Origin of the sequence: Vibrio sp. T13N (assembly GCF_032970445.1) — a bacterium.
Classification (GTDB): Bacteria; Pseudomonadota; Gammaproteobacteria; order Enterobacterales; family Vibrionaceae; genus Vibrio; species Vibrio diabolicus.
Window position 1 is genome coordinate 172,442 of the sequence record NZ_JAWJYE010000002.1, and the last position, 26,086, is coordinate 198,527.

General features: G+C 42.9%; 23 protein-coding genes. 11 read left to right on the top strand and 12 right to left on the bottom strand.

Annotated features, from left to right (window positions below):
* Positions 1-18 precede the first annotated feature (18 nt).
* The 4 genes from R2S67_RS03875 to R2S67_RS03890 all read left to right on the top strand — a co-directional run bounded on the left by R2S67_RS03875 (position 19) and on the right by R2S67_RS03890 (position 4,884).
* Positions 19-1,263, top strand: a complete 1,245-nt coding sequence (locus R2S67_RS03875) for an outer membrane protein transport protein (RefSeq protein ID WP_012842310.1) — start codon at positions 19-21, stop codon at positions 1,261-1,263.
* Between the two features lie 20 nt (positions 1,264-1,283).
* Positions 1,284-3,692, top strand: coding sequence for a VolA/Pla-1 family phospholipase (locus tag R2S67_RS03880; RefSeq protein WP_317342361.1), 2,409 nt, complete (start codon positions 1,284-1,286; stop codon positions 3,690-3,692).
* Positions 3,693-3,827: 135 nt separating this feature from the next.
* A complete protein-coding gene (locus tag R2S67_RS03885; protein WP_317342363.1) occupies positions 3,828-4,037 on the top strand; it encodes a YgdI/YgdR family lipoprotein in 210 nt (69 codons plus the stop codon).
* 289 nt (positions 4,038-4,326) lie between these two features.
* Positions 4,327-4,884, top strand: coding sequence for a PhnA domain-containing protein (locus R2S67_RS03890; protein ID WP_005395511.1), 558 nt, complete (start codon positions 4,327-4,329; stop codon positions 4,882-4,884).
* A gap of 191 nt (positions 4,885-5,075) precedes the next feature.
* Here R2S67_RS03890 and R2S67_RS03895 read toward each other — a convergent pair whose 3' ends face one another.
* The 3 genes from R2S67_RS03895 to R2S67_RS03905 form a co-directional block, all read right to left on the bottom strand.
* Positions 5,076-5,267, bottom strand: a complete 192-nt coding sequence (locus tag R2S67_RS03895) for a hypothetical protein (RefSeq protein ID WP_005376351.1) — start codon at positions 5,265-5,267, stop codon at positions 5,076-5,078.
* A gap of 278 nt (positions 5,268-5,545) precedes the next feature.
* The gene (locus R2S67_RS03900) at positions 5,546-6,565 is read right to left on the bottom strand and encodes a TerC/Alx family metal homeostasis membrane protein (protein ID WP_317342369.1); all 1,020 of its coding nucleotides are present in this window, start codon (positions 6,563-6,565) and stop codon (positions 5,546-5,548) included.
* Between the two features lie 626 nt (positions 6,566-7,191).
* Complete coding sequence (locus R2S67_RS03905) at positions 7,192-8,934, bottom strand: bifunctional UDP-sugar hydrolase/5'-nucleotidase (RefSeq protein ID WP_317342371.1); 1,743 nt, start codon at positions 8,932-8,934, stop codon at positions 7,192-7,194.
* Positions 8,935-9,205: 271 nt separating this feature from the next.
* On the opposite strand from R2S67_RS03905, the gene R2S67_RS03910 reads away from it, so the two are divergent.
* A complete protein-coding gene (locus R2S67_RS03910; RefSeq protein WP_012842315.1) occupies positions 9,206-10,840 on the top strand; it encodes an ATP-dependent endonuclease in 1,635 nt (544 codons plus the stop codon).
* Positions 10,841-10,991: 151 nt separating this feature from the next.
* On the opposite strand, the gene R2S67_RS03915 is transcribed toward R2S67_RS03910, so the two are convergent.
* Both R2S67_RS03915 and R2S67_RS03920 read right to left on the bottom strand, forming a co-directional pair.
* Positions 10,992-11,474 (bottom strand): DUF1097 domain-containing protein, encoded by a 483-nt coding sequence (locus R2S67_RS03915; RefSeq protein ID WP_005395520.1) that lies wholly within the window; start codon positions 11,472-11,474, stop codon positions 10,992-10,994.
* A gap of 441 nt (positions 11,475-11,915) precedes the next feature.
* Positions 11,916-12,821, bottom strand: a complete 906-nt coding sequence (locus tag R2S67_RS03920) for a LysR substrate-binding domain-containing protein (RefSeq protein WP_005395522.1) — start codon at positions 12,819-12,821, stop codon at positions 11,916-11,918.
* A 304-nt stretch (positions 12,822-13,125) separates the two neighbouring features.
* Between R2S67_RS03920 and focA the strand changes: the two genes are divergently transcribed.
* Positions 13,126-14,577: a formate transporter FocA gene (gene focA, locus R2S67_RS03925; protein ID WP_203347438.1), complete on the top strand. Its 1,452-nt coding sequence runs from the start codon at positions 13,126-13,128 to the stop codon at positions 14,575-14,577.
* A gap of 138 nt (positions 14,578-14,715) precedes the next feature.
* Here focA and R2S67_RS03930 read toward each other — a convergent pair whose 3' ends face one another.
* From R2S67_RS03930 to R2S67_RS03940, 3 genes are all read right to left on the bottom strand, one after another.
* Complete coding sequence (locus R2S67_RS03930; protein ID WP_005395526.1) at positions 14,716-15,285, bottom strand: YceI family protein; 570 nt, start codon at positions 15,283-15,285, stop codon at positions 14,716-14,718.
* Positions 15,282-15,821, bottom strand: coding sequence for a cytochrome b (locus tag R2S67_RS03935; RefSeq protein ID WP_012842319.1), 540 nt, complete (start codon positions 15,819-15,821; stop codon positions 15,282-15,284). The genes R2S67_RS03930 and R2S67_RS03935 overlap by 4 nt, the downstream gene beginning before the upstream one ends.
* Positions 15,822-15,995: 174 nt before the next feature.
* Positions 15,996-16,238 (bottom strand): DUF2164 domain-containing protein, encoded by a 243-nt coding sequence (locus R2S67_RS03940; RefSeq protein WP_317342375.1) that lies wholly within the window; start codon positions 16,236-16,238, stop codon positions 15,996-15,998.
* A 186-nt stretch (positions 16,239-16,424) separates the two neighbouring features.
* On the opposite strand from R2S67_RS03940, the gene R2S67_RS03945 reads away from it, so the two are divergent.
* Both R2S67_RS03945 and R2S67_RS03950 read left to right on the top strand, forming a co-directional pair.
* Positions 16,425-17,057 (top strand): hypothetical protein, encoded by a 633-nt coding sequence (locus tag R2S67_RS03945; RefSeq protein ID WP_005395531.1) that lies wholly within the window; start codon positions 16,425-16,427, stop codon positions 17,055-17,057.
* Positions 17,058-17,243: 186 nt separating this feature from the next.
* Positions 17,244-18,032 (top strand): EAL domain-containing protein, encoded by a 789-nt coding sequence (locus tag R2S67_RS03950; protein ID WP_005395532.1) that lies wholly within the window; start codon positions 17,244-17,246, stop codon positions 18,030-18,032.
* A 27-nt stretch (positions 18,033-18,059) separates the two neighbouring features.
* Here R2S67_RS03950 and R2S67_RS03955 read toward each other — a convergent pair whose 3' ends face one another.
* Both R2S67_RS03955 and R2S67_RS03960 read right to left on the bottom strand, forming a co-directional pair.
* Positions 18,060-19,319 carry a DEAD/DEAH box helicase gene (locus R2S67_RS03955; protein ID WP_085343685.1) on the bottom strand — a complete coding sequence of 420 codons (1,260 nt, stop codon included), beginning with the start codon at positions 19,317-19,319 and terminating at the stop codon, positions 18,060-18,062.
* Positions 19,320-19,386: 67 nt separating this feature from the next.
* Entirely contained in the window at positions 19,387-19,989 is a 603-nt protein-coding gene (locus R2S67_RS03960; RefSeq protein ID WP_317342378.1) for an ACP phosphodiesterase, read from the bottom strand.
* 568 nt (positions 19,990-20,557) lie between these two features.
* On the opposite strand from R2S67_RS03960, the gene R2S67_RS03965 reads away from it, so the two are divergent.
* Positions 20,558-21,988: a methyl-accepting chemotaxis protein gene (locus R2S67_RS03965; protein WP_237309299.1), complete on the top strand. Its 1,431-nt coding sequence runs from the start codon at positions 20,558-20,560 to the stop codon at positions 21,986-21,988.
* Positions 21,989-22,417: 429 nt separating this feature from the next.
* On the opposite strand, the gene R2S67_RS03970 is transcribed toward R2S67_RS03965, so the two are convergent.
* Both R2S67_RS03970 and R2S67_RS03975 read right to left on the bottom strand, forming a co-directional pair.
* Positions 22,418-23,086 carry an HAD-IA family hydrolase gene (locus tag R2S67_RS03970; RefSeq protein ID WP_005397612.1) on the bottom strand — a complete coding sequence of 223 codons (669 nt, stop codon included), beginning with the start codon at positions 23,084-23,086 and terminating at the stop codon, positions 22,418-22,420.
* A 194-nt stretch (positions 23,087-23,280) separates the two neighbouring features.
* Complete coding sequence (locus R2S67_RS03975; RefSeq protein ID WP_006742250.1) at positions 23,281-23,790, bottom strand: hypothetical protein; 510 nt, start codon at positions 23,788-23,790, stop codon at positions 23,281-23,283.
* 266 nt (positions 23,791-24,056) lie between these two features.
* Between R2S67_RS03975 and R2S67_RS03980 the strand changes: the two genes are divergently transcribed.
* Positions 24,057-24,527, top strand: a complete 471-nt coding sequence (locus R2S67_RS03980; RefSeq protein WP_005397614.1) for a CreA family protein — start codon at positions 24,057-24,059, stop codon at positions 24,525-24,527.
* A gap of 232 nt (positions 24,528-24,759) precedes the next feature.
* A complete protein-coding gene (locus R2S67_RS03985; RefSeq protein ID WP_005397615.1) occupies positions 24,760-26,064 on the top strand; it encodes an inosine/guanosine kinase in 1,305 nt (434 codons plus the stop codon).
* Positions 26,065-26,086: the final 22 nt, after the last annotated feature.

A 26,086-nucleotide genomic window follows, 5' to 3' on the forward strand; every position in this document is an offset into this window, starting at 1 on the left:
ACCCTAGGAGGGTCAAGGATGAACAAGAAGCACTGCTCTCTGCTTACAATTTCGATATTGTTTGCGTGTAATGCCCATTCAGCGGGCTTCCAGGTAGCTGAGCATTCAGCATCTGGTCTTGGTCGAGCATTTTCAGGTGAAGGAGCGGTCGCAGACAATGCCAGCGTTCTTGCACGAAACCCAGCAGCGATGACGCTTTTCAAAGAAGCTCAATTCTCGGGCGCGTTATCTATCATCGATCCTGAAGTCGATGTGTATGACACGGTTAACAAAGAACATGCGAAAGATGTTGCCCCTTTACAAGTCGTGCCAGCGGGTTATTACATCAGCCCTATCAACGATAACTGGGCTTGGGGTATCGGTATGTTCACAACATACGGTGTTGCTACTGATTATCCAGATGATATTTCTGCGGGTGACATGGCGGGTGACACTTCCCTACTTTCAGTAAACATTAATCCTAATGTCGCTTACCGTATTAACGAGTCTTTCAGTGTCGGTGGCGGTATCAACCTAGTGTACGCGGAAGCGGAGCTGACTCGTCACAAAGGCGCACTCGCCCGTATTTTAGGTGGTAATAAGTCCGATAACCTTGTCGGCATGGAAGGCGAAACTTTTGCTTGGGGTTGGAATATTGGCGCTTTGTACGAGCTAAATGAAAACAACCGTTTTGGCTTTGGTTACCGTTCTAAAGTTGATCTAGATTTTGACGACGGTGAGTTTAGTAGTTACGACTCAGGCCGAGCTCCATCACCAAAAGTGGATGGCCGTTTAAAAATCTCTCTCCCTTCAATTATCGAATTATCGGCTTTCCATCAACTGAATGAACAATGGGCAGTACATTACGGCTGGCAACAGACCGATTGGAGCACATTTAAAGAACTGAAAGCGACGAGTCCTCAATGTAATGATGGAACTGCTGGTCAATGTTTCTACAAACCAGAGAAATACGAAGACAACAATCGTTATTCTATTGGTGCCACTTACACCCTCAATGCGGATTGGACATTCCGTGCGGGCTTTGCATACGACGAACAAGCAGGTGAAGCCACATTGAGCATCCCTGACAGTGACCGTTTTTGGTACAGCGCGGGCCTGACTTACGCAATGAATGAGAATTTAACTTTCGATGCAGGCTTTGCACTTGTTAAGAGTAAATCAGGCTCTTTCACCGAGACAAATGCTCAGGATGAAGAGATCAAGTTCGACTCTGAAGGTACTGCTTACATCAGCGCGGTACAGATGAACTACACCTTCAAATAATGGGATTACGGAGTAAACCAATGAAACACACGTTTAAATTATCAATGCTTTGTTCTGCAATCCTTCTTGCTGGTTGTGGTGATAATACAGCAAGCTCTGGTACTTCCGACAAAGTTCAATTTGAAGATGAAGTCCAAGCACTGCTCGACCGTGGAACATCTATCAGCTTTACGCTTCAAGGGGCGAATGCGGATGTACCTGCGCCCTCTTACTTATTAATGGACACAACAGATGGCACGCTTGGTCTGCCAACTGACGGTGATGATGCCTTAACCAACCCTAGAGCCTCGATGAATACGATGGATGGATGGTCAACGTCTATGCCAATCGTTCTGAACTTTAAAGGCGATGGTTTTGCAACGGGTATGCTGCCGTCTGGTATTAAAGTCATCAAGATTAATCAACGTTTGACCGAGTGGGATGGTAAGTCTAACCCAATCGAAGAAGTTCTCGTTCAGAACCAAGACTACGTTGTTCAAGCAAAAGGCAACTCTCTATATATCCAGTTCATGGATGCGCTTGATGAGTCAAGCGAGTACATTTTTGCAGTAACACAAGATGTTACTGACGTGAATGGTGAGCCAATCGGTACATCAGCCAGTTACGCGACAGGTAAATCGAAAGAAATCGTTTATGAAACTGGTGCTCTTGCTTCTATTCAAGCGGTGACACAAGCGGTGGAAGGCATTTTTGGTCTAGCTCAAGTTAACCCTGACGATATCGTTTACTCCTCATGGTTCAGCACTCAGTCTGTAGGTGATACTTTGGCGGCGGTTAAAGGTGTAACCGCAACCGGTTTCTCAACGGGTGCAAATACACTAAACGCCGTTTACAAAAACGATGCGAACGAAGGTTCAGTAGATTTATCAACAGCCTACACAATGACACTTGGTGCAACCCAAGACTTTAGCACTGCGCTAGACTCTGACGATGACTTTAGTAAGTACGTTAGTGATCTAGACGCGGCAAAAACGGCAATTAAAGGCCTTTATGCGAAGTCAGGTGCCGATGTAAATGTGACTCAAGGTGTGGTCAGACTGCCTCATTATCTAGAAAAAGGGGCAAACTGGAACATGCAGCCAATGGTATCTGCGATGCCAAGCCTAGCGAAGCTAAGTGCAGCACTGGCGGATCCGAACGAGCAAGCGAACATGGTTCAGCAGCTATCAACTGGCGTTTTCGCAAATAACCCTGTTGACGTGACAAAGCTTGCAACCGATCCTACAGAGCAGCTAAAACTGGTGGGTGCTAAACTCACATTAAGCGATGGTACCCAACTCGACAGTGAACGTATTGTGACTCGCTACTCCCCAGTTCCAGTCGTTAAATCGGTAGAAGATGTCGAAGTACTTGTCTTCACACCTAAATCTGGTGTCGCGACCGACGTTGTGATTTATCAACACGGCATCACTTCAGCAAAAGAGGATTCATATGCCTTCGCGTTCAATATGGTGAAAGCAGGTGTGGCTGTTATTGCTATCGACTTACCTATTCACGGCACACGTAGCTTAGATGAGCAACGTTCAGCTAATGCTAATATCTTGGCGTATCTAAATCTTTCTAACTTGGCAATCGCTCGTGATAACCTACGCCAAAGTGTACTGGATGTATTGGGTTTACGCGCGAGCTTAGTGGTATCGGCGCAAGGTGGTCTGTTGGCAGAAGGGCCTCTACAAGGCTTTAACCCAATGACGGGTTCTAAAGTCAAAATGCTAGGTCATTCTCTTGGCGGTATTGTGGCTACATCTGCTGTCGCAGCAGCAAATAATACGCTAGGTAGCCCTAACGCAGATGCACTTTACACATTTAGCTCTGCTTCTGTACAGAACTCTGGTGGCCAAATCGGCAATTTGTTACTAGGTTCAGAAGCCTATGGCGCTCAGATCAGGCATAACTTAGCATATGCTGCGTCTGCAGACTACGCGAGTTATGCAGATGCGTCATGTACACAATTGGAAGATAAAACGTGTTACGAAGCTTTTGAGGCCGCAGCAACAGAAACTCAGTTAGCAACACTAGAAGCTGGCTTCTCGCAGTTTATCTACGCGGCACAAACCACGCTAGATACCGTAGACCCGTTCACAAACGCGTCAGATTTAGTTGCTTCTGGTTCACTAACAACACCATTCCTGATGACCGAGGTTGATGGCGATGGCAATGTACCAAACAGCGTTCCAAATGCACCGTTTGCCGGGACTGAGCCTCTAGCAGCTAAGCTAGGTTTAACGACCGTAAACAGTGCTAATACAGCAGTGTCTCCAATGGCAAGCTTTGTGCAGTATAACGCTACTGCATCGCACATTACGTTTGTTTCTCCAAATGGCACACTTTCTGATATTGACCATCACGTTGAGATGCAAATGGAAAACACTGACTTCTTAATGGATGACACTTTAACGGGTGTGACTAATACTTCCGTTCTGAAGTAATCGTATCATCTCTCTTACCAAAGCCCAGTTTCGACTGGGCTTTTTCGTTCTCTATCATAAAAAACCGTCCCGTATATCCTTTGCTATAGTTAAATCGGTGTCGTACCTAACTTACTTGTTTGAAAGGAAAACTCTATGCGCATATTCACTATAATGGTCACTGCTTTACTTCTTGCTGCATGCGGAAGTAGCCAATATCTTATGTCGACAAATGAAGGAAAAATTATTACTTCTTACGGTAAACCAGACCTTAACGAAGAAACGGGTATGTACGAGTATGAAGACATGGATGGGAAAGAAATGAGCATTTCAAAAGATCAAGTTGTGCAGATTATTGAACGCTAGCAATATGCCCTCTATATTTTTAGAGGGCTCTGCCCACACTTCTGAGCGCAGTTAATACTCCCAACGAACCTCTAACTTCCTCAAGAAATGAAGCAACCAATTCATCATTCAAAACAATCAATGCATTTTCTTATATACAGGTATTATTTGTTTAGCGAATATTTTACATCTTCACCCTAATCAGGTTGGAATATTGTAAAATCTCGGCTTTAATTCGCTAACACCCTTTTATTTCTCAGGATAAAGTGGATAATACCGCCACAAAATAACATTACTAAGGTGAGTCCTTATGTCTATTGAAGCTACTCTGCTTGCGCGCTGCGAGTCAAAATGTGAACTGTGTTCTTCTGAATCTCAACTAACAGCATACGCTGTCCCACCTCACGGTAACGTGACCGTTGATACTGCTATCATGGTTTGTGATAAGTGTCTGGGTGAGATCGATGAGCCAAAAGACATTAACCACTGGCGTTGTCTAAACGAAAGCATGTGGAGCCAGGTTCCTGCAGTACAAGTGACAGCATGGCGCCAACTCACTCGCCTAAACTCTGAAAGCTGGGCTCAAGATGCTCTTGACATGATGTACATGGAAGAAGAGCAAATGAACTGGGCGATGAAGGGTATGTCTGATGATGACAAAACGCTGGATTGCAACGGCACTGAACTTAAGAAAGGTGACGATGTAACGGTAATCAAAGACCTACCAGTTAAAGGCACTAACCAAGTAATCAAACAAGGCACAGTGATCCGTGGTATCAGCCTTGGTGATGATCCGAAACTAGTTTCGGGCAAGGCAAATGGCGGTCAGTCAATGTACGTGATCGCAGAATACTGCCGTAAGAAGTAATATCGTATTACTCTACAAGTCAAAACGGGGCACTATTAGTGCCCCGTTTTCATTTCTAATGAACACCAATTTGGAATAAGCTCCTCTACTCCGGTATTGACTCCGTATAGAGTTCTAGCTCCGTTATTCGCGTTTGAGCAGCTAAAAAAATACCGGCTTATAAGCCGGTATTTTCATTCATTATTTCAAGATTAACGGTACATACCGATATCTTTTTGAATGTGAGCTGACAAATCTTCCGCATAGTAACTGCGTGGTGCAGTATTATCTACGAATAGAATGTCTAGTAAGTGAGCAATCAGTCCTTTGAAGTTAACCGCGTAGGTTTTCTTATCCATAGAGGTTGGTAAAGCTACATTTGTCATTTGCATTGCTTGTGCCATGATTGCCTCTCTTTAAAGCAGTAGTCTGTTTTGTTGGTTGTATATTAGTCAGTTTCTTATTGTTTAAGAAATGACAAATTTTACCTATTCGGATTAGATTATCTAATAAAACAAGCCCATTACAAACATCAAAAATACAAATGAATAATAACAGCATAAATAGTCACAAACTGTCTAATCATGTTGAATAACTTAACGTTACCTGCATAAAGCCATCTCGACTAACAACATATTCTTAACATTAAGTTTCGTTATTTATTTTATTTTTAGCGCTTTACTTATATTTTTTGATTAGTAATTTTAACGCTAGAGCGACTGTTCGACTTATTTTTGAGGAGCGATGCCACAACCGCTGATGTCATCACAACGATTAAGAATGTGAGTGACCACGTTGTCGGAATCTCATACTCTGTTCCCACCAATAACATCTTTACACCGATAAACATCATGATCACCGATAATGCTGGTTTTAAGTACACAAACTTGTCTAACATCGCTTGCAGAACAAAGTACAAAGATCGCAAACCCAACAGTGCAAACACGTTCGCGGCTAAGACTAAAAATGGCTCTCGTGTTACCGCGAATATGGCAGGTATAGAATCCAGTGCAAACATTACATCCATCACTGCAATTACACCGACTACGATCAGCATTGGTGTTGCCACCCACTTACCAGCTTGCTTTAAGATTAAGTGATTTCCTTGGTAATCATCCGTAACTGGCAATATCTTGCGAATAAACTGCTCAGGATATGGGTTAACCTCTTCTGCTTCACCTTTGTCGCGAGCAAGCTTAATACCTGTCCAAATAAGGAATGCGGCAAAGAGGTACAACACCCAGTGGTACTGCGCAAGTAACTGAGCACCAAACGCAATCATGATAGCCCGTAGAACTAACGCACCAATCACGCCCCAAAGCAGCGCTCGCGGACGCAAATGCTCCGGCACACTGTATTGTGCAAAGATGATGGCAAACACAAACAAGTTATCCACGCTTAGCGACTTCTCTAGTAAGTAGCCTGTTAAGAATGAAACCGTTGCTTTATCGTTCGTATAAGTGCTGTGCGGTGCGTAAAGGTCCCAGAATAAATAGATAGAACCTGCAAAAACAAAGGCAAGTAAGAACCAAAAAACACTCCAAAGGATGGCTTTTTTCATCGTTATTACGCCACCACGCGTTTGATAGATATCAAGCGCAACAAGAACAAGCGTAAAAAGACCAAAAGCGCCATACATCGCTAATGACTCTTGAAGTGGTGCCGATTGGCTCAATTGGGTGGTACTTTCGATAAGAGACATGCTTCCTCCCATGGCGGAAGGACATGAGTTTGGTGACCTTCCGCAGACAATAACAACAAGCAGTCACATAGTAATCATGTGCTGCCAGTCAATGAATGCGTTGGTCTCGTTGAAGTGTCGGCGTGGATGAATCACGCAACACCTTTACTTACCGGATAAGCTGATGCTTAACGAGATGACGATAAGTAAACTCGCGCTAACTACTCCCCAAACGCCGCAATGATAACGCCGAATGTCACGCTTTCCAACAAAAAAACTTTGTCCAATCGAAATAAAATTCCTATTAAAAATCAGAAAGAAATATAAAAAGAAAGGAATTGATTCAACCACGTGAACTTTTGTTATTAGGTGTAAAGAGCAGCAAGTGACTCAAGATGATACATTTAGGAGTCAGAGCGTTGTCTTTGAGAACATAGACACAAAAAAGGAGCATAACTGCTCCTTTTCTAACTTCCGTGTTATTAGCAATTCAAAAGCCGCTCAAAGGTACAAAGTAAACTAACGTTGACCAAATTGCGACCCAAGCAACCACCACTGCCGTATCTGTCCAATCTTTATTCCACATACTGCCACCCTCATCATCGCATGTAGCAATTGAAGGACAGCAAAATCGATACCAATATCTACTATCTGTGTTGCTGTGTATAAAGTTTGTGACTTTGATTCAAGCAGTTTGGCTCATCGGTCAGAAGTTCAATAAAACAGTCTGCCATGGATAAGTTGGTTACACGCCCCTCGCCTTTCATCTCCAGTAGCGCATCGTAACCTTCTTTCCCTTTCATGGTATAAGCGGAGGAAGTGCCTCGATACCAGGTGTCGTCTTGAACGTCGACCCATTGTTGACCATCAAAAATTGCTAATGACTGAATTCTTTCACCTTTAGGGGCATCAGCTCGGTACTCAAAGTTTAAATTGTAAGTGTATGGATAACTGCCAGAGCCAGTACCTTCCACATCATTGTTGAGTGCATTGTTTATGGCGCCTTCAAGTGCTCGGCGAATAGCACTGCCTTTTACGTCGTAAAAGCCGATCGGAACGGCAAAAGGCAACAACCGTCCGGCAATATCTGCCACTGTGATATTGCCAGGATTCAATGATGTTCGCACGCCACCCGCATTATGAATCGCAAATTGAACCTCATGCCCGCGTTTATTTAGGCTGTACAAAAATGAACGAGCAACAGAAGAAGCCAGCTCGCTCTCACCAAACTCATCTGGGATTCGCACATGACGCTTTTTGGTGTCAATACTAGCAATGACTTGTGACTGTAACTGTCTTACCCGAGGGATGTATTTATCACTTAGGATCGCTTGAGTCTCCGGGTGTTTCTTACAGACCACCACATTAGGTTGGCCATGGATAAAGTCACACGCGGTTTCGAATACGCCTTGGTCAAGCTGTTGATTTAGTGTCGAGTCCCAAAAAATACGTCGGCCAAGTAACAGTTCATTTTGACCACTCAGCATGGTTGCTTTGCCGTTTTCATCAAATTCAATGACGCAGTGCCCCATAGTCAAAGCATGAAAGCCCGCTTGCACAACGTAGGTATCTTTTACTTTGACACCATAAGGGTCATCTTGCCCTAAACCTATTGATGAGAAATCGCCTTGCAGTCGGTGGCTATGTCCACCAACAATAATACCAATCCCCTCAACTTGTTCAGCCAACTCTAAATCGCCTTCATAACCTAAGTGGCTCAGAAGAATGATATTTTTAATACCAGAGGAGTGAATTTGTTTTACGGTCGCCTTAGCGGTTTCAATTGCAGACTTAAATGGCGTATCTGCATCTGGGTTCGCTATATCGCTCATTTTATCAATGGATAATCCGAAAATCGCAACCTGCTCACGATGAAACTCTTTGACGATGTATTGTGCGCTTTGTGTCTCCGTTTGATAGCTATACACATTGTTGCTATCGCTGACTCGGTGAGGCTTTTGAAGCGATTCATTTGATAGATCCCAGTTACCAGCAAGTAATGGAAACTGAGTGCGTTGACAGAATAAGGCAACAGGTTCATTACCCATATCCAATTCATGGTTGCCTAACGCCATCGCATCAATCTTTAACGCATTCAACAAATCGGCGTTGGCTTTACCTTTAAATAATGAGAAATAAAGTGTGCCTTGGAAACAGTCTCCAGCATGGAGAAATAACATCCCATGCCCTTGACGCTGAGCGTCGTCTCGTAGCTGCTCTACTCGGGTTGCGATGCGAGAGAACCCGCCAGCACTCACGTATGGCTCTAACGTGAGTTCTTTGTTGATCTTAAGCTTTAACTGTAATGACGTTGGCTCAAAGTAGGAATGTGTGTCATTGATGTGTGCCAGTTTGATTCTCACTGGCTTATGATTGTTATTCATCTTCATCTTCTCTCTTTTCATTCCTTATAATAATAAGAAGTGAATCATGACAGAATCATGAATTTTATGAAACTGTGATTTTTTGATTTCATGTTTAAGTGATCACGATGCTATCTACACTACTTTTGAAAGCAAGCGTCGCTTGTTGCGGTCTCTATTCAGTAAGGGGCTCTCGTAATTTTGTGAACTGAGCTTAACTCCAATATTTCGAATTAATATATGCTTAGGAGTAGCAAAATAACTCTCTATAATTCAAATAATTGCAAGGAGGATTGAGATGAGACTAGAACGCATCGAAATCTCCGGGTTTAGAGGCATCAAACGCCTTTCACTCTCTTTTGACGAACTCACTACGCTCATCGGTGAGAACACGTGGGGCAAATCATCATTGCTCGATGCCCTTTCTATCGCGCTACCTGCTAATGGCTCATTATATCAATTCGAACTAAAAGATTTTCACGTTGATTACTCAATTTCTCATCCACAAACCCAACACTTGCAGATCATTGTTTGCTTTAAAGCACAGGACAAGAACGAAGTAAAAGCTGGGCGTTATCGACGGATAAAACCTGCATGGTGCACAAACGAGGATGGTGAGCAGGTCATTTACTATCGAATTAGTGCGTCTCGCGACGAGTATGATATTAAAACTGAATACGCATTTTTGGATCACAACGGCAAGCCGAAGAAACTGCACCACTCTGAGAAACTCGCTGTAGAGTTGATGACTCTTCACCCTGTTATCCGCCTACGAGACTCCCGACGCTTCCCAGATTTAAACCACGTCAACGGCGACAGCAAAAATGCTCGGATTGAAAAACGAATCAATAACACCTGTCGACGGCTATTGGCGATGCCTGGGCACGTAAACAAGGGTGAGATTCGCAGTAGTCTCGATTCAATGCAAACACTTGTCGAACACTATTTTGCGTTCCGCAGCGTCAGCAAAGGTAACCCACGAAAACCTCGTGATGGTCTTTTTTATACAAGCCCTTCCTCTGATAAAGGATTAAGTCAATTCCTTAAGGAAACAAATGATAAACAGAGCCGCTTGCTTTTAATGGGACTTCTCAATGCTTACCTTCAAGCAAAAGGCCCTACCGATTTAAGACGCTGCGCAAGACCGATATTGATTATCGAGGACCCTGAAGGCCGACTACATCCGACTCATCTCGCTAGAGCGTGGTCATTATTGCAGTTGTTGCCAATGCAAAAGATTTTAACTACCAACAGCGGTACGTTACTTGGCTCGGTTCCACTTTATTCAATCCGACGTTTGATTCGCTTGTCAGACCGAACCATTGCCAAAAGTTTAAACTCTGCCAAGTTTGGTAGAGATGAGTTACGCCGAATTGGTTTCCACATTCGTTTTCATCGCTCTGGGGCGTTGTTTGCACGGTGTTGGTTGCTCGTAGAAGGCGAAACTGAAGTTTGGTTATTTCATGAACTGGCTCGCCAATGTGGATATGACTTAGCTGCGGAAGGAGTTCAAATCGTTGAATTTGCACAGTCAGGACTGAAGTCACTGATCAAAGTAGCAAAAGAGTTCGGTATCGACTGGCATGTTGTTACCGATGGTGACCCGGCAGGTAAAAAGTACGCGCATGCCGTGAGAGCGCAACTCGATCATGATCAGGAAAGGCATAGACTTACAGAGTTACCTGATCGAGACATCGAACATTTTCTATACAATCATGGGTTTGAACTTTTCTTTAAGGACATCATCAAAGTTCCTCATGATCACCCTATCCCAGCTAAAAAAGTAGTAAACCGTGTTTTGAAAAAGCATGCAAAACCGGACTTAGCTTTGGCCATTGTATCTCACTGTGAAGAGAGAGGTATGGAATGCATTCCTGTACTTCTGCGTTGGACACTTAAGCGCGTTGTCACCATGGCAAACGGCAATACATGAGTTAGAGTATTTCACACTCACACCTTGCCTTGTAATACAAAAAAAGCACACCAAATTGGTGTGCTTGTATCAAACATCATTAATTTTGATTAAAGGTATTGAGAGGGATAAAACTCAATACACAGTGGATACAAATAAGATCGGGGGTTCACTACTGTGCTTGCTCAGCAAGCGTAGAAGAAGTAGTGCTTGATTTCGTATGCAACCAAAGTCCAGTCGCTTTCATTAGATAACCAAACACACCACCTAGCAGCAAAGATGGAATGACAAGTTGCCAGTTTCCATCAGCGGCAAATGTTGCGCAGGAACCAATAAAAGTGCCTGGAATGTACGCGAGCCAAGCCTGTTTCGCTTGAATACACATGAAAAATGCCACAATAGCGGTAATCACATAACCGATAATTTCCAAACCAACGTAAGTTGAACCGTGGATAATTACCATTGCCCAGAATACACCCGTCATATTAGTGATTAAGCTGATACCAAGTCCTTTCAATCCGCTAGTTGGCGCAGCAAAGTAGCTCGTGCAACCTAAAAAACCAGCCCAAGAAAGCAAACCTAAAGAAATGGCGATCCAACCCCATACGCCAGATAAAATTCCAGTAGTGATAGAGATAGCTAAAAGTGTCGTCATGGTAGTCGTACCTGCTTGGCTATTATCGTACCCACATGGCTCAATAACTGCCTTCATACATTGAAATCAAGGACACATGTTAGATACATCAGTCTTGCTTATCGGTGATAATGATCACAATAAGGCTATAACAATTTCATGATTTGCACTAAAAGTTTGACGCAACCGATAAATCAACAGATTTAGGGAATGAGTGTTTCTAGTGCTAGGTAAAAAGGATGTGTGTAGGACAGTTCCAATAGGTCACTCCAGCAAGCTTTAACGAGACTGGAAGCTAATATCGGCGTGTAGAATCATGGTTCACCAAGTGAGTGCATAAAAGCTCCTGAATCACACTTGTTCTTCTATGTTCAGTATACTGTACATAGAAATATGCCACTCCCAATTAAGCGAGTGGCATTGCTGTGCTTCTAGAGTTTATTGCGTGTATTGAGTAGTAACTTACAATACCGAGGGCTTACCTTTCATCATGCGCAGACCTTCTCGTTTAATGCAGTCGACTAGTGGGTTTTCTGCCATATCAGCTCGCCATATAAATGAAAGTGTCCTTTCCATTTTTAGCTCGGGCACATTTAACGCAACAAGATGACCCGCTTCTATATATCGCTCTACATCTAAATACGGTAAACAAGTAAGGTACTGGCCGTTAGCAACTAAGCTGCGTAACACCGGAACGTGCTCGTACTCTCGCCACACATCCAAATCTTCAATTAGATGATGAATAGAGCTATCAAATGTTTTTCGTGTGCCAGAGCCATGCTCTCTCAACACCCACTTCGCTTGTTCTAACTGCGCGAGGCTTACAGATTGATTGCGAGCAAAAGGATGATGAGAAGCAGCGACAACAGTAAGATGGTCTCGGCACCAGACTTCTTGGTGCAAACGGTTATCGTCACAACGCCCCTCGATGATCCCTAAGTCATATTTATAATCTAATACGCCATCAATAACCCCTTTTGTACTCTGCACACCAAGGGAAATACGCATTTCTGGAAAGTCATTATCAATGATACTGATAAGGTCTGGAACCAGATGCTCTGCCGGAGTTTGACTCGCGCCCATGCGAATCTCACCGCTTAACAAATGTTGCTCATAAAAGCCCATTTCAATCTGCAGTGCGTCTTGTAATAAGCGTTTTGCTTTTGGTCGTAGCCACATACCCCAATGGGTTAACGCCATTTGCTTGCCCTGCCTCTCAAATAAAGGCCTGCCAAGCATTTTTTCTAATTGCGCAAGCGACATACTTGTCGCTGATTGTGTCAAAGCCAGTTTCTCTGCGGCCTGGCTTACACTGCCGGTATCTGCAACTGCGTCAAAAACCGCTAATTGCTTAAGTGAGTAGCGCAAAGTGTCCTCCATTATTGGTGAGTATTTTTCATACCCTCACAATCGTTAAAAACATGCCCCAATAAGCAATAGAGTTCATTTTACCTAGCCGCATAAAGTTATCAATTAATTTGATGAGGTTTCTAAATATTATCAATTTTACCTACCAAACCCTTCTCCTTATTCTGACTGTGCGGTTCGGGAACACCGCAAGCCTCAATGACTTTGAGACTGAAGTCATTGAGGCTTCTAAATAAAAACAACAATTTCATTTTTGAGTTAATAACCAAGGAATTTTTATGCGATTACAAATTAAGGAGTCAATATGGCGGTGACCAGCTCTCAAAATCACCAGTACTTTTCTCCAAAAGAAATGATGGCTGAAGCGGAAAAATTTGCGTTAAGTAAAGCAAACAAAACCAGCAGTATGACACTGAGTCTTGCCATCATGGCGGGCGCGTTCATTGGATTGGCGTTCTTGTTTTACATCACGGTGACTACTGGCAGCGCTGGCGCTGGTTGGGGCTTAAGCCGTCTTGCTGGCGGATTAGCATTTAGTATGGGCTTGATCCTCATCGTGATCTGCGGTGGTGAACTATTTACTAGCTCAGTTCTTTCCAGTATCTCATGGGCCAATAAGCAAATCTCGTTCGGAAAAATGCTTTCTATTTGGGGCAAGGTTTACGTTGGCAACTTCATTGGTGCGATGTTCCTACTTGCGCTAGTTACTGCAGCTGGTCTTTATCAAATGGATAGCGGTCAATGGGGGTTAAATGCGCTTAACATCGCGCAGCACAAGCTTCATCACACTCTCATTCAGGCGTTTGCGCTCGGTATCCTTTGTAACCTATTGGTTTGCCTCGCGATTTGGTTAACGTTTAGCTCTGCAAATGCAATGACAAAAGCAGCAATGACAATCATGCCTGTGGCCATGTTTGTCAGTAGTGGCTTTGAACACTGTGTCGCGAACATGTTTATGGTTCCACTTGGCATTGTTATCGCGAACTTTGCACCTGAGTCTTTTTGGGCCTCCGTCGGTGTGCCCGCTTCACAGTACGCAGACTTAAATATTGGCCACTTTATTACCGCTAACTTAATTCCTGTCACGCTTGGCAACATCGTCGGCGGAGCGGTTTTAGTTGGTCTTGCAAACTGGTGTATTTTTCGCCGACCAGAACTAAAAGCAGCGAATATCTCTTCTATCACAACGACTACAACACTCTCGTCAGTTAAGGATTTCACCATGAAAAACGCATCTTTTGTTAAAGATATTATGAACCCAAAACCAGTTACCATCAGTGCAGAAACACCGATAGCAATCGCACTGGATGTGCTACTTGATAACAACGTAACTAGCGCACCTGTTGTAGACGTACAAAATCGATTGGTTGGTTTCTTCTCTGCTCACGATGTGATGGTAGAACTATGGTGTGAGGACTACATTCCGGTGAAAGACCAAAAAGTCGTCGACATCATGAGCCGCGATGTGGTCGCAATTGATGCTGGTGATCGTCTCGTTGATGTTGTCGAGTTCCTATGTATCGATAAAGAGCAGTTGTACCCAACTAGCAACATGGGCATCGCCACTCGCATGACGTCTCTATCTTTAGAAGAACGCGCGAAAAGCATCAAAGTGAGCAAGCCACAAGTACTTCCTGTACTTGAAAATGGCCAGATGGTCGGTGTTGTTACTCGTACTGAAGTATTAAAAGCACTACGCCCGATTTTTGGTGAGCGTTTAAACCTAGTAGAAAAAAACGAGTTAGAAACAGCGTAATTCATTAAACGCTTGCAACGTCTGTTGGCTTTCAATCGCTGTCACTGACTGGCTTGCCAATGTTGTCGATTGTGATTGAGGTAATAAAAAAGCGCTCTTTCGTTGAAGAGCGCTTTTACTGTATCTAAAAGAAGTTCGTTACTTCTTAACGCCTTCGATATGAAGTTCCATATCAACATAGCTTGAAGCACCCATTACTGGGATATCAAAGTCAGCAAGCTCAAGGCGAGTGTTACCAACGAAGCCAGCGCGCTCACCACCCCATGGGTCACTACCTGCGCCAACGAATTCAGCTTCGATAGTAATAGGCTTAGTAACACCGTGTAGCGTTAGATCACCAGTTACATCTAGCTTGCCATTGCCTTTATCAACCACTTTTGTGCTTTTAAAGGTCGCTTCGCTGTATTTGCCAGCATCAATGAAATCACCACTACGAATGTGCTTGTCACGTTCAGCGTGGTTGGAGTCTAAGCTAGTTGTATCAACAACAACATTCACTTTTGAATCAGCAATATTGTTCTCATCAAAAGAAAAGTCACCAGAAAATGTATTGAAACGACCTTTGATGAAGCTGTAACCCAAGTGACTAACTTTAAAGTTAATTGAAGCGTGAGCACCTTTGGTATCGATGACATAATCTGCAGCTTGCGCACCAAATGGTAGTGCCATAGCGATAGCTAATCCTGTAGCGAAGAGTGACTTTTTCATTTTGAAGCTCCTAACATTTTTCTTAATGTGTTGTCTTTATCGATAAAGTGGTGTTTTAGCGCAGCAATAGCGTGCAAACCTGCTATCAGGATGACGGCCCAAGCTGCGTAGAAGTGAATTTCACCCGCTATGTCTGATTGTCCTGGGAATAACTCTCCCGCACCTGGCACGGTAAACCAATTAAACACTTCGATACCGCGTCCATCAGACGTTGAAATGAGGTAACCTGAAACAAAGATGGTGACCAATAGTAGGTACATAACACCATGCGCCGCTTTAGCAGCAAGCACTTCGTAAGGTTTGCCTTCTACCTTTGGTGACGCCGTAACATGTTTCCATACAATGCGTGCCAAAGTTAAAATAGCGAGTAAAATACCGACAGAGCGATGGTAATGTGGTGCAGTTCGATACCATTCGCTGTAATAGCTAAGGTCGACCATCCACAAACCCACTGCAAATAGACCAATAATGCACAGCGCAGATAACCAGTGCATCACGCGTGCAGTAAGGTTGTAATTCTTTACCAGTGTATCCATCTCAAGTTCCTAGATATATTCCTAAGTTAATGTTGAGCAAGAAACACTACATTAACCTATTTACGTCATATGAAACAGATTATTTACCATCATTTACATCCAGCCAATGGCACCGTATCTATCAAGTTGTTCGAATTTTTTGAAGGAACTTTAAATCGTTTATAAAACTGAAACTTACAGCTTAACTTCTTGTTCTATCTCATACAGCTCTTCGGACACTTCTAACATTCTACGTTCAACCAGTGATTTTGCATCTTCCACCCCCTTGTTGTAATAAATTGGCCCTAGTTTTTCTGTAATGAAATCAATAAGAAATTCACTATCGAACTGGCCAATCTCAACATCTAGTTCGTCCTGCATATAATCTTGAATGGMGGTTGCCAGCGTTTCTTTTTGTGCACGTTCTAACTTTATCATCTTTGCCCTTTTTCAGAATTTTGTTCTATGTGTGCTTCTATCGTCTTGCTCTCTTAAAGAGTAGGCGCGATCATTTGTGAGAAATTTGGTGTTTAGATCAAGAAGTTGCCGAAGTAAATTAGTCTATTCTCAAAAGACTATGCTAACCTTTTGCAGTTCGTTTTGTTAATTATTAAGGGATATTCTTTGCTACTCGACCTAGTGATTCAAAGTGTTAATGATTTTCAAGACGACTGTCTTAAGCTGTGTGAAAAGCATTACCCTGCGGTACATAACCAAGGCATGAGTGAGCATCATCTTGGTCTCGCGTTTTCAAGAAGAATGGAACACACTTTCCGTCACTTCGGATACAACAGCGTGGTAAAACCAATTGAAGTTTTAAATACTCCGGACCTTCCTCATCACTACCGTATTTCATCTGAAATAGGCACGGTTTGGGTCCTGAGCCACCATATGGTCAGTGCGGGAAAATCTTGTCGAGAAAACTTACTCTCATCAATTACTGAATGGCAAAGCGAATATGGTTATGCGCTGCAACCGAATGATCTACTCTTTTTAGTTTGTGATCATTGGATCAGTCGCAGCAAAACGAGCCGAGAGTTGCTTCATTGGTGGATGGGTGAACTGCCCGATCAGATCAACGAATACACGGAGCAAGGCATCACGCTGTACACCAGCGAATCGCAGCTCACGCAATCGTTAGACACTCGATTTGGCATTAGTCCTTGTTACATTAAATTTGGTCATCCTTTACGTCGCTCGAACAAACAACAGTTGGTCAGAAAATACTTACAACTGTATGCAGTACTACAATGGTAACATCAAATTGCATTAGGAAGATTGTCAGTCATTTCATCAATTTGTTTGATATCACTCGACAAATCTAATCATCTCTTACCATCATTCTTGCTTGAGTTCATGAGCCCACTTAGATTCACTGCCAATGAAATAAAAAATTAGCGCGATAGCGCTGATGTAGAAGCATTGATTTAGGTTGTTGTAACAATGATGAGCACCTCGCAACTTCTTAGTTGCATCCGCAAACAAGCCGACGGGCAATATATTGCGAAATACGCAAAGCTCACTCTTCGAAGTGTCTTTCAACCTATATATAAAAAAGATATTTCTATCGTTGGACTTGAGGCACTAGTAAGAATTACCAATGCTAATGGCACCATGATCAGGCCAGATCAGTTTTTCCAATCAAAAACCATTGCCGCTCAAGACCTACTCAATGTCGAACGCTTAAGTCGCCTAATTCATATCAAAAACTTTGCCCAATCTCACTTTCACAATAAACAACTGTTTCTTAATGTATTACCAGAAGCAGCAAAAATACTAGCCAGAGACATCACGTACAATAGGCTGCTAAAACAAACCATTTATCAATCTCATTTAGTAAATGAACAAATCGTCATGGAGTTGCTTGAGTTGAACGTAGAAGACGAGTCCTCGTTGTCGCAAGCAGCTCGTGAATTAAGCCAAGGCGGGTTTAAATTGGCGATCGACGATTATGGCGTCAATGCCTCAACAATTGAACGAGTGAAAGGCGTTCGTCCAGACATAATAAAGATGGATCGCTCGTTAATGCTGAGATACGAAAATGGTGACTGGAAAGCTCTAGTCGATGCATTATCACTAGCAAGAACGTTGCGCTCTAAAACCGTTATCGAAGGAATTGAAACCGAGCATCAACTTAACTTAATGAAAAAACTCGGTTTCGATATGTATCAAGGATACCTACTCGCTATCCCGCAAACGTTAGACGTTTATGAAGAGGCAAAAACAGCCTGACTATGTAAGAACAAAAGTTTGTGCGGTTTAGCGAGAGTTACGTGATTTACCACGGTTCTTATGAATCGCTAATTTTGCTTTTAGCTTACGCTTCTCTGATGAACGGCTTCGACGGCGCCCACTACCATTTTTCTCAGGCTCGACTTCTTCTATAAGGCTTGGCTCGAAGCCTGCCAACCATTCTTGCGGTAGGCGTTGATCAAGCAAATTCTCGATAGCATGCAATAAATATTCTTCATCTCGACTCATTAGAGACACAGCTAACCCCGACTTTCCTGCACGGCCAGTACGGCCTATACGGTGGACATAATCTTCGGCTTTAAATGGCATATCAAAGTTCACCACTTGCTCTAACTCTTGAATATCCAGTCCTCGTGCTGCTACATCTGTCGCAATCAACGCACGCACCTTACCTTGCTTGAACTCATCCAACGCTCTTTGACGCGCACCCTGTGACTTATCCCCGTTAATTGAAACCGCTTTTATGCCATCTAACTTAAGCTCTTTTGCTAGCTCATCGCTACCTTGCTTAGTTTTTGTAAATACAAGCACTTGCTGCCAATTGCGCGAGCCAATCAAGTACGCCAATAATTCACGTTTACGCTTTTTGTCTACCGGATAAACCATCTGTTTTACTGTTTCAGCCGTCGTGTTTGCTGGTGACACTTCAACTTCAACCGGCGATTCCATGAGTTTGTACGCAATAGTCTTGATTCGCTTTTCAAATGTCGCAGAGAACAACAGGATCTGTTTTTCGGCGGGTAAACGTCGGAAAATGCGTTGCAAGTCAGGCCAGAATCCCATATCTAACATACGGTCGGCTTCGTCTAGAACGAGCATACTGGTTTTGGAGATGTTTACGTTGCCATTAAACAGATGATCCAAAAGGCGACCTGGTGTTGCAATCAAAATATCAGCGCCCTCTTCTAACTTCCTCTTTTGTACGCCAATGCTTGTACCACCATAAACACACACAATGCGAAGTTCGGTTTGTGCAGAGTACTGATTCAAATTATCAAATACCTGCTGCGCAAGCTCGCGTGTTGGAACCAAAACCAATGCTTGAGGCGTACCGTTGAGTTTCTTTTGCTGAACGGTTTGTATAATAGGTAAACCAAACGCAGCTGTTTTCCCCGTACCAGTTTGTGCAGCAGCAAGTAAGTTCTTTCCTTCAAGGACGTGTGGAATAGACTTTTCTTGCACTGGTGTTGGCGTTACGATATTTAGATTGCTTAGCGTCTCGATTAGCTTTTGTTCAATGCCTAAGTCAGCAAAATTAACAGACATGTGTAACCTCATTATTTTTGGAGCGCAGAGTTTACCAGAGCCCCAATAGCCATACTACTTTTCTATCTCATTGGGCTGAATCAATAAGCTGTTGCTGAAAATCATACGACTGGCGTAAAACGTCTCGATAGAGTGTCGAGAACTTCTCTTCCAATACTGTGTAATCACTCTCAATCACTTTAAATGTTGTAGTAAGGTCAGCCATTCTCGGGCTTCTTTGCGACATTCGATGTAGTGCAAATTCGATATTATCCAGGTCTTGGTATGACTGAAGCCATCGACCGTGCCACATCCGGCTGTGGAGCACCAAAAAGCGCGGCGGCAAATGTTCATTAACGTCACGGTTTACTCGCTCGTATGCCGAATCGACAAACTGTTCGAGAGATACGGCATAAAAGTCGTTCCAGTGTTTTGCGAGACAATGGTCCCAGAACATATCGAGAGCGATAGGGGCAAAGCGCCGCGCAGTACCTTTGAAGTGAGGTTTGCATTCGTTAACAATAGGATGCTGATCAGTAATGCGGTCAACAAATCTATGTAATTTGATGCCGTTAGAGATATCACGTTCATACAGCTTGCTTGGAGCTCCTTTTACGAAGTCTCCAAGCAAGTTTCCCAATAAATGGCTGTTACAGTGGTCTGCGATATGCAGGTGGGCTAGAAAGTTCATCCGACGCCAGTTTTGGCCTTTAAGGCTTGGTGTGACATGAACTTAGTATAACGTCAATTACGACGAGATGAGAGTGTTCCGCTATTCGGCTTCGTTGTCTGAGCCAACGTATTCCGACAAGATAATGCCAATTTCAAGCGCATCTAGCAGCTCTAGGCTCTCATCGTTTTGGTATTGGTCGCTCATTGTGACCTCCTTTATTTTAAGCTCTCTTGCTTGTACTTGCTGACAGCTTGGCCTTGCCATATCTACGTCAACAACTCCTTTTTATAGTCTTTATATGACACATTCATGACAGCGAGAAGTAAAGATTTAAAAACCTATGAGCAGAATCAAAAGTAAACGTTTGCAACCAGATTTCATATCTACTTAGCACTACAGAGAAATAGCTCTTTTATCAATATTTATGTCAATTTAAAGATATAACATACCGTTATAGGCGTCCTTAGATCTCATTTCTTAAACTAAATTTAGTTTTCGTTACATATTTTGCTGATTAACTTCGCATATTTTGTTTCGATATAGCAATAGATTTGGTCAATATCTTTTATCTCTAATGGAGCTTTAAATGAGAGAAGTTGAGTTTAGAACGATAGACAGGCTGTTTATCAAGATGTCTATCAACGACAAAATGTGGGTTATATTCCTGCTGTTTTTAGTAGCCCTCACTTCTGTGGCTGGAAGCCGCTACTTCAATGAAATACAACAATTTAAACAACAAGCGATTTCTGCTAGCGAAGCGAAACTTTCTGGTATTGTTGACGCTCAACCAGGTCATGTTCCACAAATTGACGGCGTATCGAAATCAAGTCGCGTAAGCGAGAGCTCTTTTGTTGACGGCTCTGTCACCGCTTATGCAAAGTTGCATTCTGGCGAAGTGATTAAGTTGACTCAAAACGTATCCGCGCAATACGAATCTGCAAAGTCGTCAGCCTTAACCTCTCTGTTACTCAGCTTTTCATGGGTTGTTCCTTTTGCCCTTTTCTCTTACTGGGTTGCGACCTTTATAGGAGGCGCCCTGTGGGTTTTATATACGACAACCGAAAAAATTGGTGAAGGTGATTTAACCTCTCGCCTTGGTTTTCATCCTGGCCGAGACGAGTTTGGCACCATTGGTTGCGCGTTAGATAAATCTATGGACACCTTAAGTGAACTGGTTAACAGTGTGAAAAATAATGCGGCTACATTGAGTGAGACATCTTCTGCATTCGAAAAAGATATGCAGTTGAGCGAAACGCAGATATCTCATCAATATCAAACACTCGATTCCGTCGCGACAGCAATGGAAGAAATGACAGCCTCTGCAAAAGAAGTATCCAGCATTTCCCAACAAGCGACGATGCAATCCGATCAAGATGCTCAAAAGATCGAGCTAAGCAGAAATCGCGTGCAAAATGTGATTGGCGAAATTGAGACGTTATCCAGCTATATTGAACAGGCTTCCACGTCAGTAACCAATTTAAATGAAAACACGACGCAGATTAATGACGTTATCACAACGATCAATGCCATTTCAGAACAAACCAACCTATTGGCTCTGAATGCGGCAATTGAAGCGGCACGCGCCGGGGAGCAAGGTCGTGGATTTGCTGTGGTTGCTGATGAAGTGCGTACATTGGCAAGCCGAACTCAACAGGCAACAGTAGAAATTCAAGCCATGATTGAGAAACTACAAGCCGAAAGCCAGAACATTGCTTCAATCACTGATCGAACCGTTCAACAAGCGCAAACCAGTAGCCAGCTTATTGATGAAATTGGTCATGATGTGACGTCCATTGCTGAATCCGCACGCTCATTGATGGACATGAGTATCCAAATTTCCACCTCAGCAGAAGAACAAAGCGCAGTCGCCAACGATATTGCATCTGAGCTTTCAGAAATTCGCAGCCAGTCGAGCACAATCAGAGAAGTTGCAGAGCAATCTACCGTAGGGGTAGCTAATCTCACTCAGGCGTCAGTGTCTCTTGGTGAGGTATTACAACGCTACCGCACCGCATAACTTTGCAGCATTTATGATCAACAAGGGCTCCTCAGGAGCCCTTTTCTTTAAACCGTTTTCAGCCGTTATCGTCGATATTTTCTACTACACACAAGTGGATATTTGAAGTGAATCTCAAGTTCTCGCTGTACCTGATGAAATAATGTTCATAAACAAAGCGTTCCGCTATGCTTAATCCTGCCAATTCCAATTTGCTGCTGGAAAACAATATGAATAATTACAAAGATACAAAAGACATCGAAAACCTAAGTTGCCCTCTCTGCCAGGGGGATGAATATCTCATTTCATCGGATGGAGAGAAATTCACATGCGCTGCTTGCGGATTTCATACAAAAAGCTTCTCATCCATCCAATGCCTACATCAAACCCCTTACCTACAGTCCAAACTTAAACATATCCATAGCTTAAGTACGGTGTGCCATTAAGAGATTAAACAGAGCAGCTAAATAGCTGCTCTTTTAATTCATCTAAATGTTGAATGCGAATTACGCGTTCATCATCAACACGATTGATTGCCTCACCATTAAATAGCTGTACGGTTTTAATGCCAGCGTTTAATCCCGCTTCTACGCCTTTAGGTGTGTCATCAATATAAAGACAGTCGCTCGGTAAAAAGCCCATGCTCATTGCACTGTACATAATTAAGTCAGGTTCAGGCTTCCAACTATTCGCATCGAATGCAGAGAACACTTTCCCTTGGAAAGCATCGAGCAATCCTGTTAACTCCAATGCGTATTCTATTTTATCTTTCGGCCCATTGGACGCGACACAATATTCGATATTATGCGAATCTAAAAACTGAATTAATCGCTTTGCGCCATCCATCGGCTGTAAGTGGCGAACAAAAAGAGACTGGACTTCTTCACGGTATTGCGGCTCTAAGACATCAATAGGGACTTTGATATCTTTCAGCTCTTTAGTATCTAAAAGGATGTCAGCGAGCTTTCCTCCTTTAAAATGAGAAACGCACTCTTCCATCGTTAATTCTGCGCCATGCAGGTTAAATACATTGACGAGAGCTTGGCAACACAATCGTTCACTATCGACCAACGTACCATCACAATCAAATATCACGCACTTAATATTGGTAATTGCCATAGCCATCTCCAGACATCTTAAAGGCTAATGCCCTAGCTGATTTAAAAAATGTTGGCTTAATCTTATTTAAGTTTGGGATTGTTGAAACGACGAGCTTGGCATTTCATGGAAATAGAGGGGAGCAATTACAGTTTTTCTAAGCAAGATCACCTATCGTCATCTTGCTTTGCTTTTTATGCATTTGAGTGCGCAAATTAGCTTTCAATAATCACCGAATCTAAAAGCTTGTGTTCGGTACTTAGTCTTTTAGCAAGATCCGCCACAAACGAACTCTTGTATTTTGATTCAGAAACCGCGACATCAGAGATAAGCGTGTTTCCTTCAAGGTGGCTAATAATAGCGGCACCAATTGGAGCTCCAGATTTAAAACCAACATATAATTCAAAATCTGGCGTTAGAATTATCTGAGTGAGATATTCCACAATCATATCTTTATCGTACTGTTGATCCCAACGCTGAGACTGCAGGACAGAAAACATGATAGTGAGTCGGTGAAAATCGACCAGAAAAATATCGTCAGAGCTAAATTCAGAATTACTCTCAAGTAGCGTGTCTTTGTCGACCACTTGATAAGTTGCTTGTTCTAGTGCTTTGAAATAGACATCACGCCCTTTCAGACTCTCTGGTGTTGGAAATTCAACTTCAACCAGATCATACAGCCATGTATTTTTACGCTCGATACTGGCTAACTGTTGTTCATTCATTTTGATACCTTAGTTGCAAAACGAAATGTGCAGAGTGTTTCATTCTCACATAGAGTGAAGCTTAGACAGAGCGACAAGCGATATAAAGTCAAACATATTGGGAGAAAGTATGGTCACTCTAACTCATCATTTCGTTTAGAGCAGTACATTAGCATGAAGCCCACAACAAACCTAGCGTACGTAGACCTTTCCTTGGCTAAATTTTGTTTTAGTTGCAAACCTCTGATAGATTTCATCAATATCTTTCCTAGTTAAGGACAAAAATAATGAAAAAGATGCTGTTAAGTGCATTGCTTGCTACTACGCTGGTTGGTTGTTCAGATAACGATGTTGCTGATGTAGGACTCGGTTGGTTTACTTTGAAAGACATCAAAGTAGGTGAATTAAAAGACGAGGTAGTCACGGGGGTAACGTGTCATATAGCTTCTATCGAAGCAGATTTTAGCTTAGCGGATCCAAGTGACAGCTCAATATCCTGTCGTCAGACTGGCGAAATTACGCCGGAAATGATTGCAAAAATAGATAAAAGTAAGTCTGGCGAAATTGTATTTAAGAAGTCAAAAAGTATTTTCTTCAAAACCATGAAGGTTCGCCGAATTTATGATGCAGACAACCAAACCTTACTCTACCTGTCTTACACAACAAAAGAGACAGACGGTAGCTTTAAGCACAGCCTATCGACAGTTCCACTTTGGGGTACCAAGGCTTACGTTGAGCCTACTGAAGTGAAAAAGTAACGCAGCTAATTTTGGGTAGCTCCAAGCTCGTTGTTAAAGAAAATAACCGCTCAACAATCTGAAAAGCGACCAATTGTAGTACTATAAGCATCAGCAATTTAGGCTATCTTGGTCGCAATTTCTCCAGCTCGCTGATTTTTTCAGCGGGCAAACTTCTTTGTAATAAAACGCCACGATTTTCATTTTTTTGTGATACAATCCCGCCTCTTTTTTTTCTCACTCAAGAACAAGCATGAAGTTTCCTGGTCAGCGTAAATCTAAACACTACTTCCCAACTCACGCTCGAGATCCATTAGTAAACCAAATCCGACAAGCGCCTAAGCTATATCGCCCAACTATTGTTGGTGTCGGTCAAACCATCGTAGATATCGAAGCGCGTGTAGATGATGCGTTTTTAGAAAAATACAACCTAAGTAAAGGACATTCACTCGTTCTTGAAGAAAGCAAAGCAGATGCACTTTACGAAGAACTGGTTGAGCAAGGCCTGATCACACACCAATACCCAGGTGACACGATTGGCAACACGCTCCACAATTACTCAGTATTGGCGGATAGCAAATCCGTTTTGCTCGGTGTGATGTCCAAGAACATTCAAGTTGGTTCTTTTGCTTACCGTTACCTTTGCCGCACGTCTTCACGCATGAACCTCAACCACCTACAAACGGTAGATGGTCCTATTGGTCGTTGTTATACCTTGATTTCTCAAGATGGCGAACGCACATTTGCTATCAATGAAGGTCACATGAACCAACTACTTCCAGAAAGCATTCCTGAAGAGATCTTTGAGAAAGCATCAGCTCTGGTTGTTTCTTCTTACCTCATGCGCGGTAAAGAAGAGGATCCAATGCCGAAAGCAGTACAAAAAGCGATCGACTTTGCCAAGAAGCACGATGTCCCTGTTGTACTAACTTTAGGCACAAAATACGTTATCGAAGGTAACGCGCAGTGGTGGCAAGAGTACATTCGCGAGAACATATCTGTTGTTGCAATGAATGAAGAAGAAGGCGCCGCATTAACAGGCGAGACAGAACCGCTAGCGGCTGCTGATAAAGCACTTGAGTGGGTCGATCTTGTTCTATGTACTGCAGGGCCAAATGGCCTATACATGGCAGGTTACACCGACGAAAAAGTAAAACGAGAAACCACACACGACATTCTTGAAGGTTCAATTGAAGCCTTTAACCAATACGAATTTAGTCGTGCGATGCGTAAAGGAGATTGTGAGAAGCCAATGAAGGTATACTCTTACATTGGTCCTTACCTAGGTGGTCCACTAGAGATTAAGAACACCAACGGCGCAGGTGATGCGGCGCTTTCTGCTTTACTGCATGATATGGCTGCAAACTCTTTCCATCAAAAAGAAGTGCCTAACTCAGAAAAGCACGAAGTACGCTGTTTGACTTACTCATCACTTTCTCAGATCTGTAAATATGCAAACCGAGTAAGCTATGAAGTGTTGACGCAACACTCTCCTCGCCTATCGCGAGCACTTCCTGAACGAGAAGATAGCTTAGAAGAAACTTACTGGGATCGTTAAGATCACAGCTTTAAAGCTAAAA

Coding starts and splice junctions, on each gene's coding strand:
- R2S67_RS03875 (WP_012842310.1), top strand. CDS start 19: ATGAACAAGAAGCACTGCTCTCTGCTTACAATTTCGATATTGTTTGCG.
- R2S67_RS03880 (WP_317342361.1), top strand. CDS start 1,284: ATGAAACACACGTTTAAATTATCAATGCTTTGTTCTGCAATCCTTCTT.
- R2S67_RS03885 (WP_317342363.1), top strand. CDS start 3,828: ATGCGCATATTCACTATAATGGTCACTGCTTTACTTCTTGCTGCATGC.
- R2S67_RS03890 (WP_005395511.1), top strand. CDS start 4,327: ATGTCTATTGAAGCTACTCTGCTTGCGCGCTGCGAGTCAAAATGTGAA.
- R2S67_RS03895 (WP_005376351.1), bottom strand. CDS start 5,267: ATGGCACAAGCAATGCAAATGACAAATGTAGCTTTACCAACCTCTATG.
- R2S67_RS03900 (WP_317342369.1), bottom strand. CDS start 6,565: ATGTCTCTTATCGAAAGTACCACCCAATTGAGCCAATCGGCACCACTT.
- R2S67_RS03905 (WP_317342371.1), bottom strand. CDS start 8,934: ATGAAGATGAATAACAATCATAAGCCAGTGAGAATCAAACTGGCACAC.
- R2S67_RS03910 (WP_012842315.1), top strand. CDS start 9,206: ATGAGACTAGAACGCATCGAAATCTCCGGGTTTAGAGGCATCAAACGC.
- R2S67_RS03915 (WP_005395520.1), bottom strand. CDS start 11,474: ATGACGACACTTTTAGCTATCTCTATCACTACTGGAATTTTATCTGGC.
- focA (WP_203347438.1), top strand. CDS start 13,126: ATGGCGGTGACCAGCTCTCAAAATCACCAGTACTTTTCTCCAAAAGAA.
- R2S67_RS03930 (WP_005395526.1), bottom strand. CDS start 15,285: ATGAAAAAGTCACTCTTCGCTACAGGATTAGCTATCGCTATGGCACTA.
- R2S67_RS03935 (WP_012842319.1), bottom strand. CDS start 15,821: ATGGATACACTGGTAAAGAATTACAACCTTACTGCACGCGTGATGCAC.
- R2S67_RS03950 (WP_005395532.1), top strand. CDS start 17,244: ATGATGAGCACCTCGCAACTTCTTAGTTGCATCCGCAAACAAGCCGAC.
- R2S67_RS03955 (WP_085343685.1), bottom strand. CDS start 19,319: ATGTCTGTTAATTTTGCTGACTTAGGCATTGAACAAAAGCTAATCGAG.
- R2S67_RS03960 (WP_317342378.1), bottom strand. CDS start 19,989: ATGAACTTTCTAGCCCACCTGCATATCGCAGACCACTGTAACAGCCAT.
- R2S67_RS03965 (WP_237309299.1), top strand. CDS start 20,558: ATGAGAGAAGTTGAGTTTAGAACGATAGACAGGCTGTTTATCAAGATG.
- R2S67_RS03970 (WP_005397612.1), bottom strand. CDS start 23,086: ATGGCAATTACCAATATTAAGTGCGTGATATTTGATTGTGATGGTACG.
- R2S67_RS03975 (WP_006742250.1), bottom strand. CDS start 23,790: ATGAATGAACAACAGTTAGCCAGTATCGAGCGTAAAAATACATGGCTG.
- R2S67_RS03980 (WP_005397614.1), top strand. CDS start 24,057: ATGAAAAAGATGCTGTTAAGTGCATTGCTTGCTACTACGCTGGTTGGT.
- R2S67_RS03985 (WP_005397615.1), top strand. CDS start 24,760: ATGAAGTTTCCTGGTCAGCGTAAATCTAAACACTACTTCCCAACTCAC.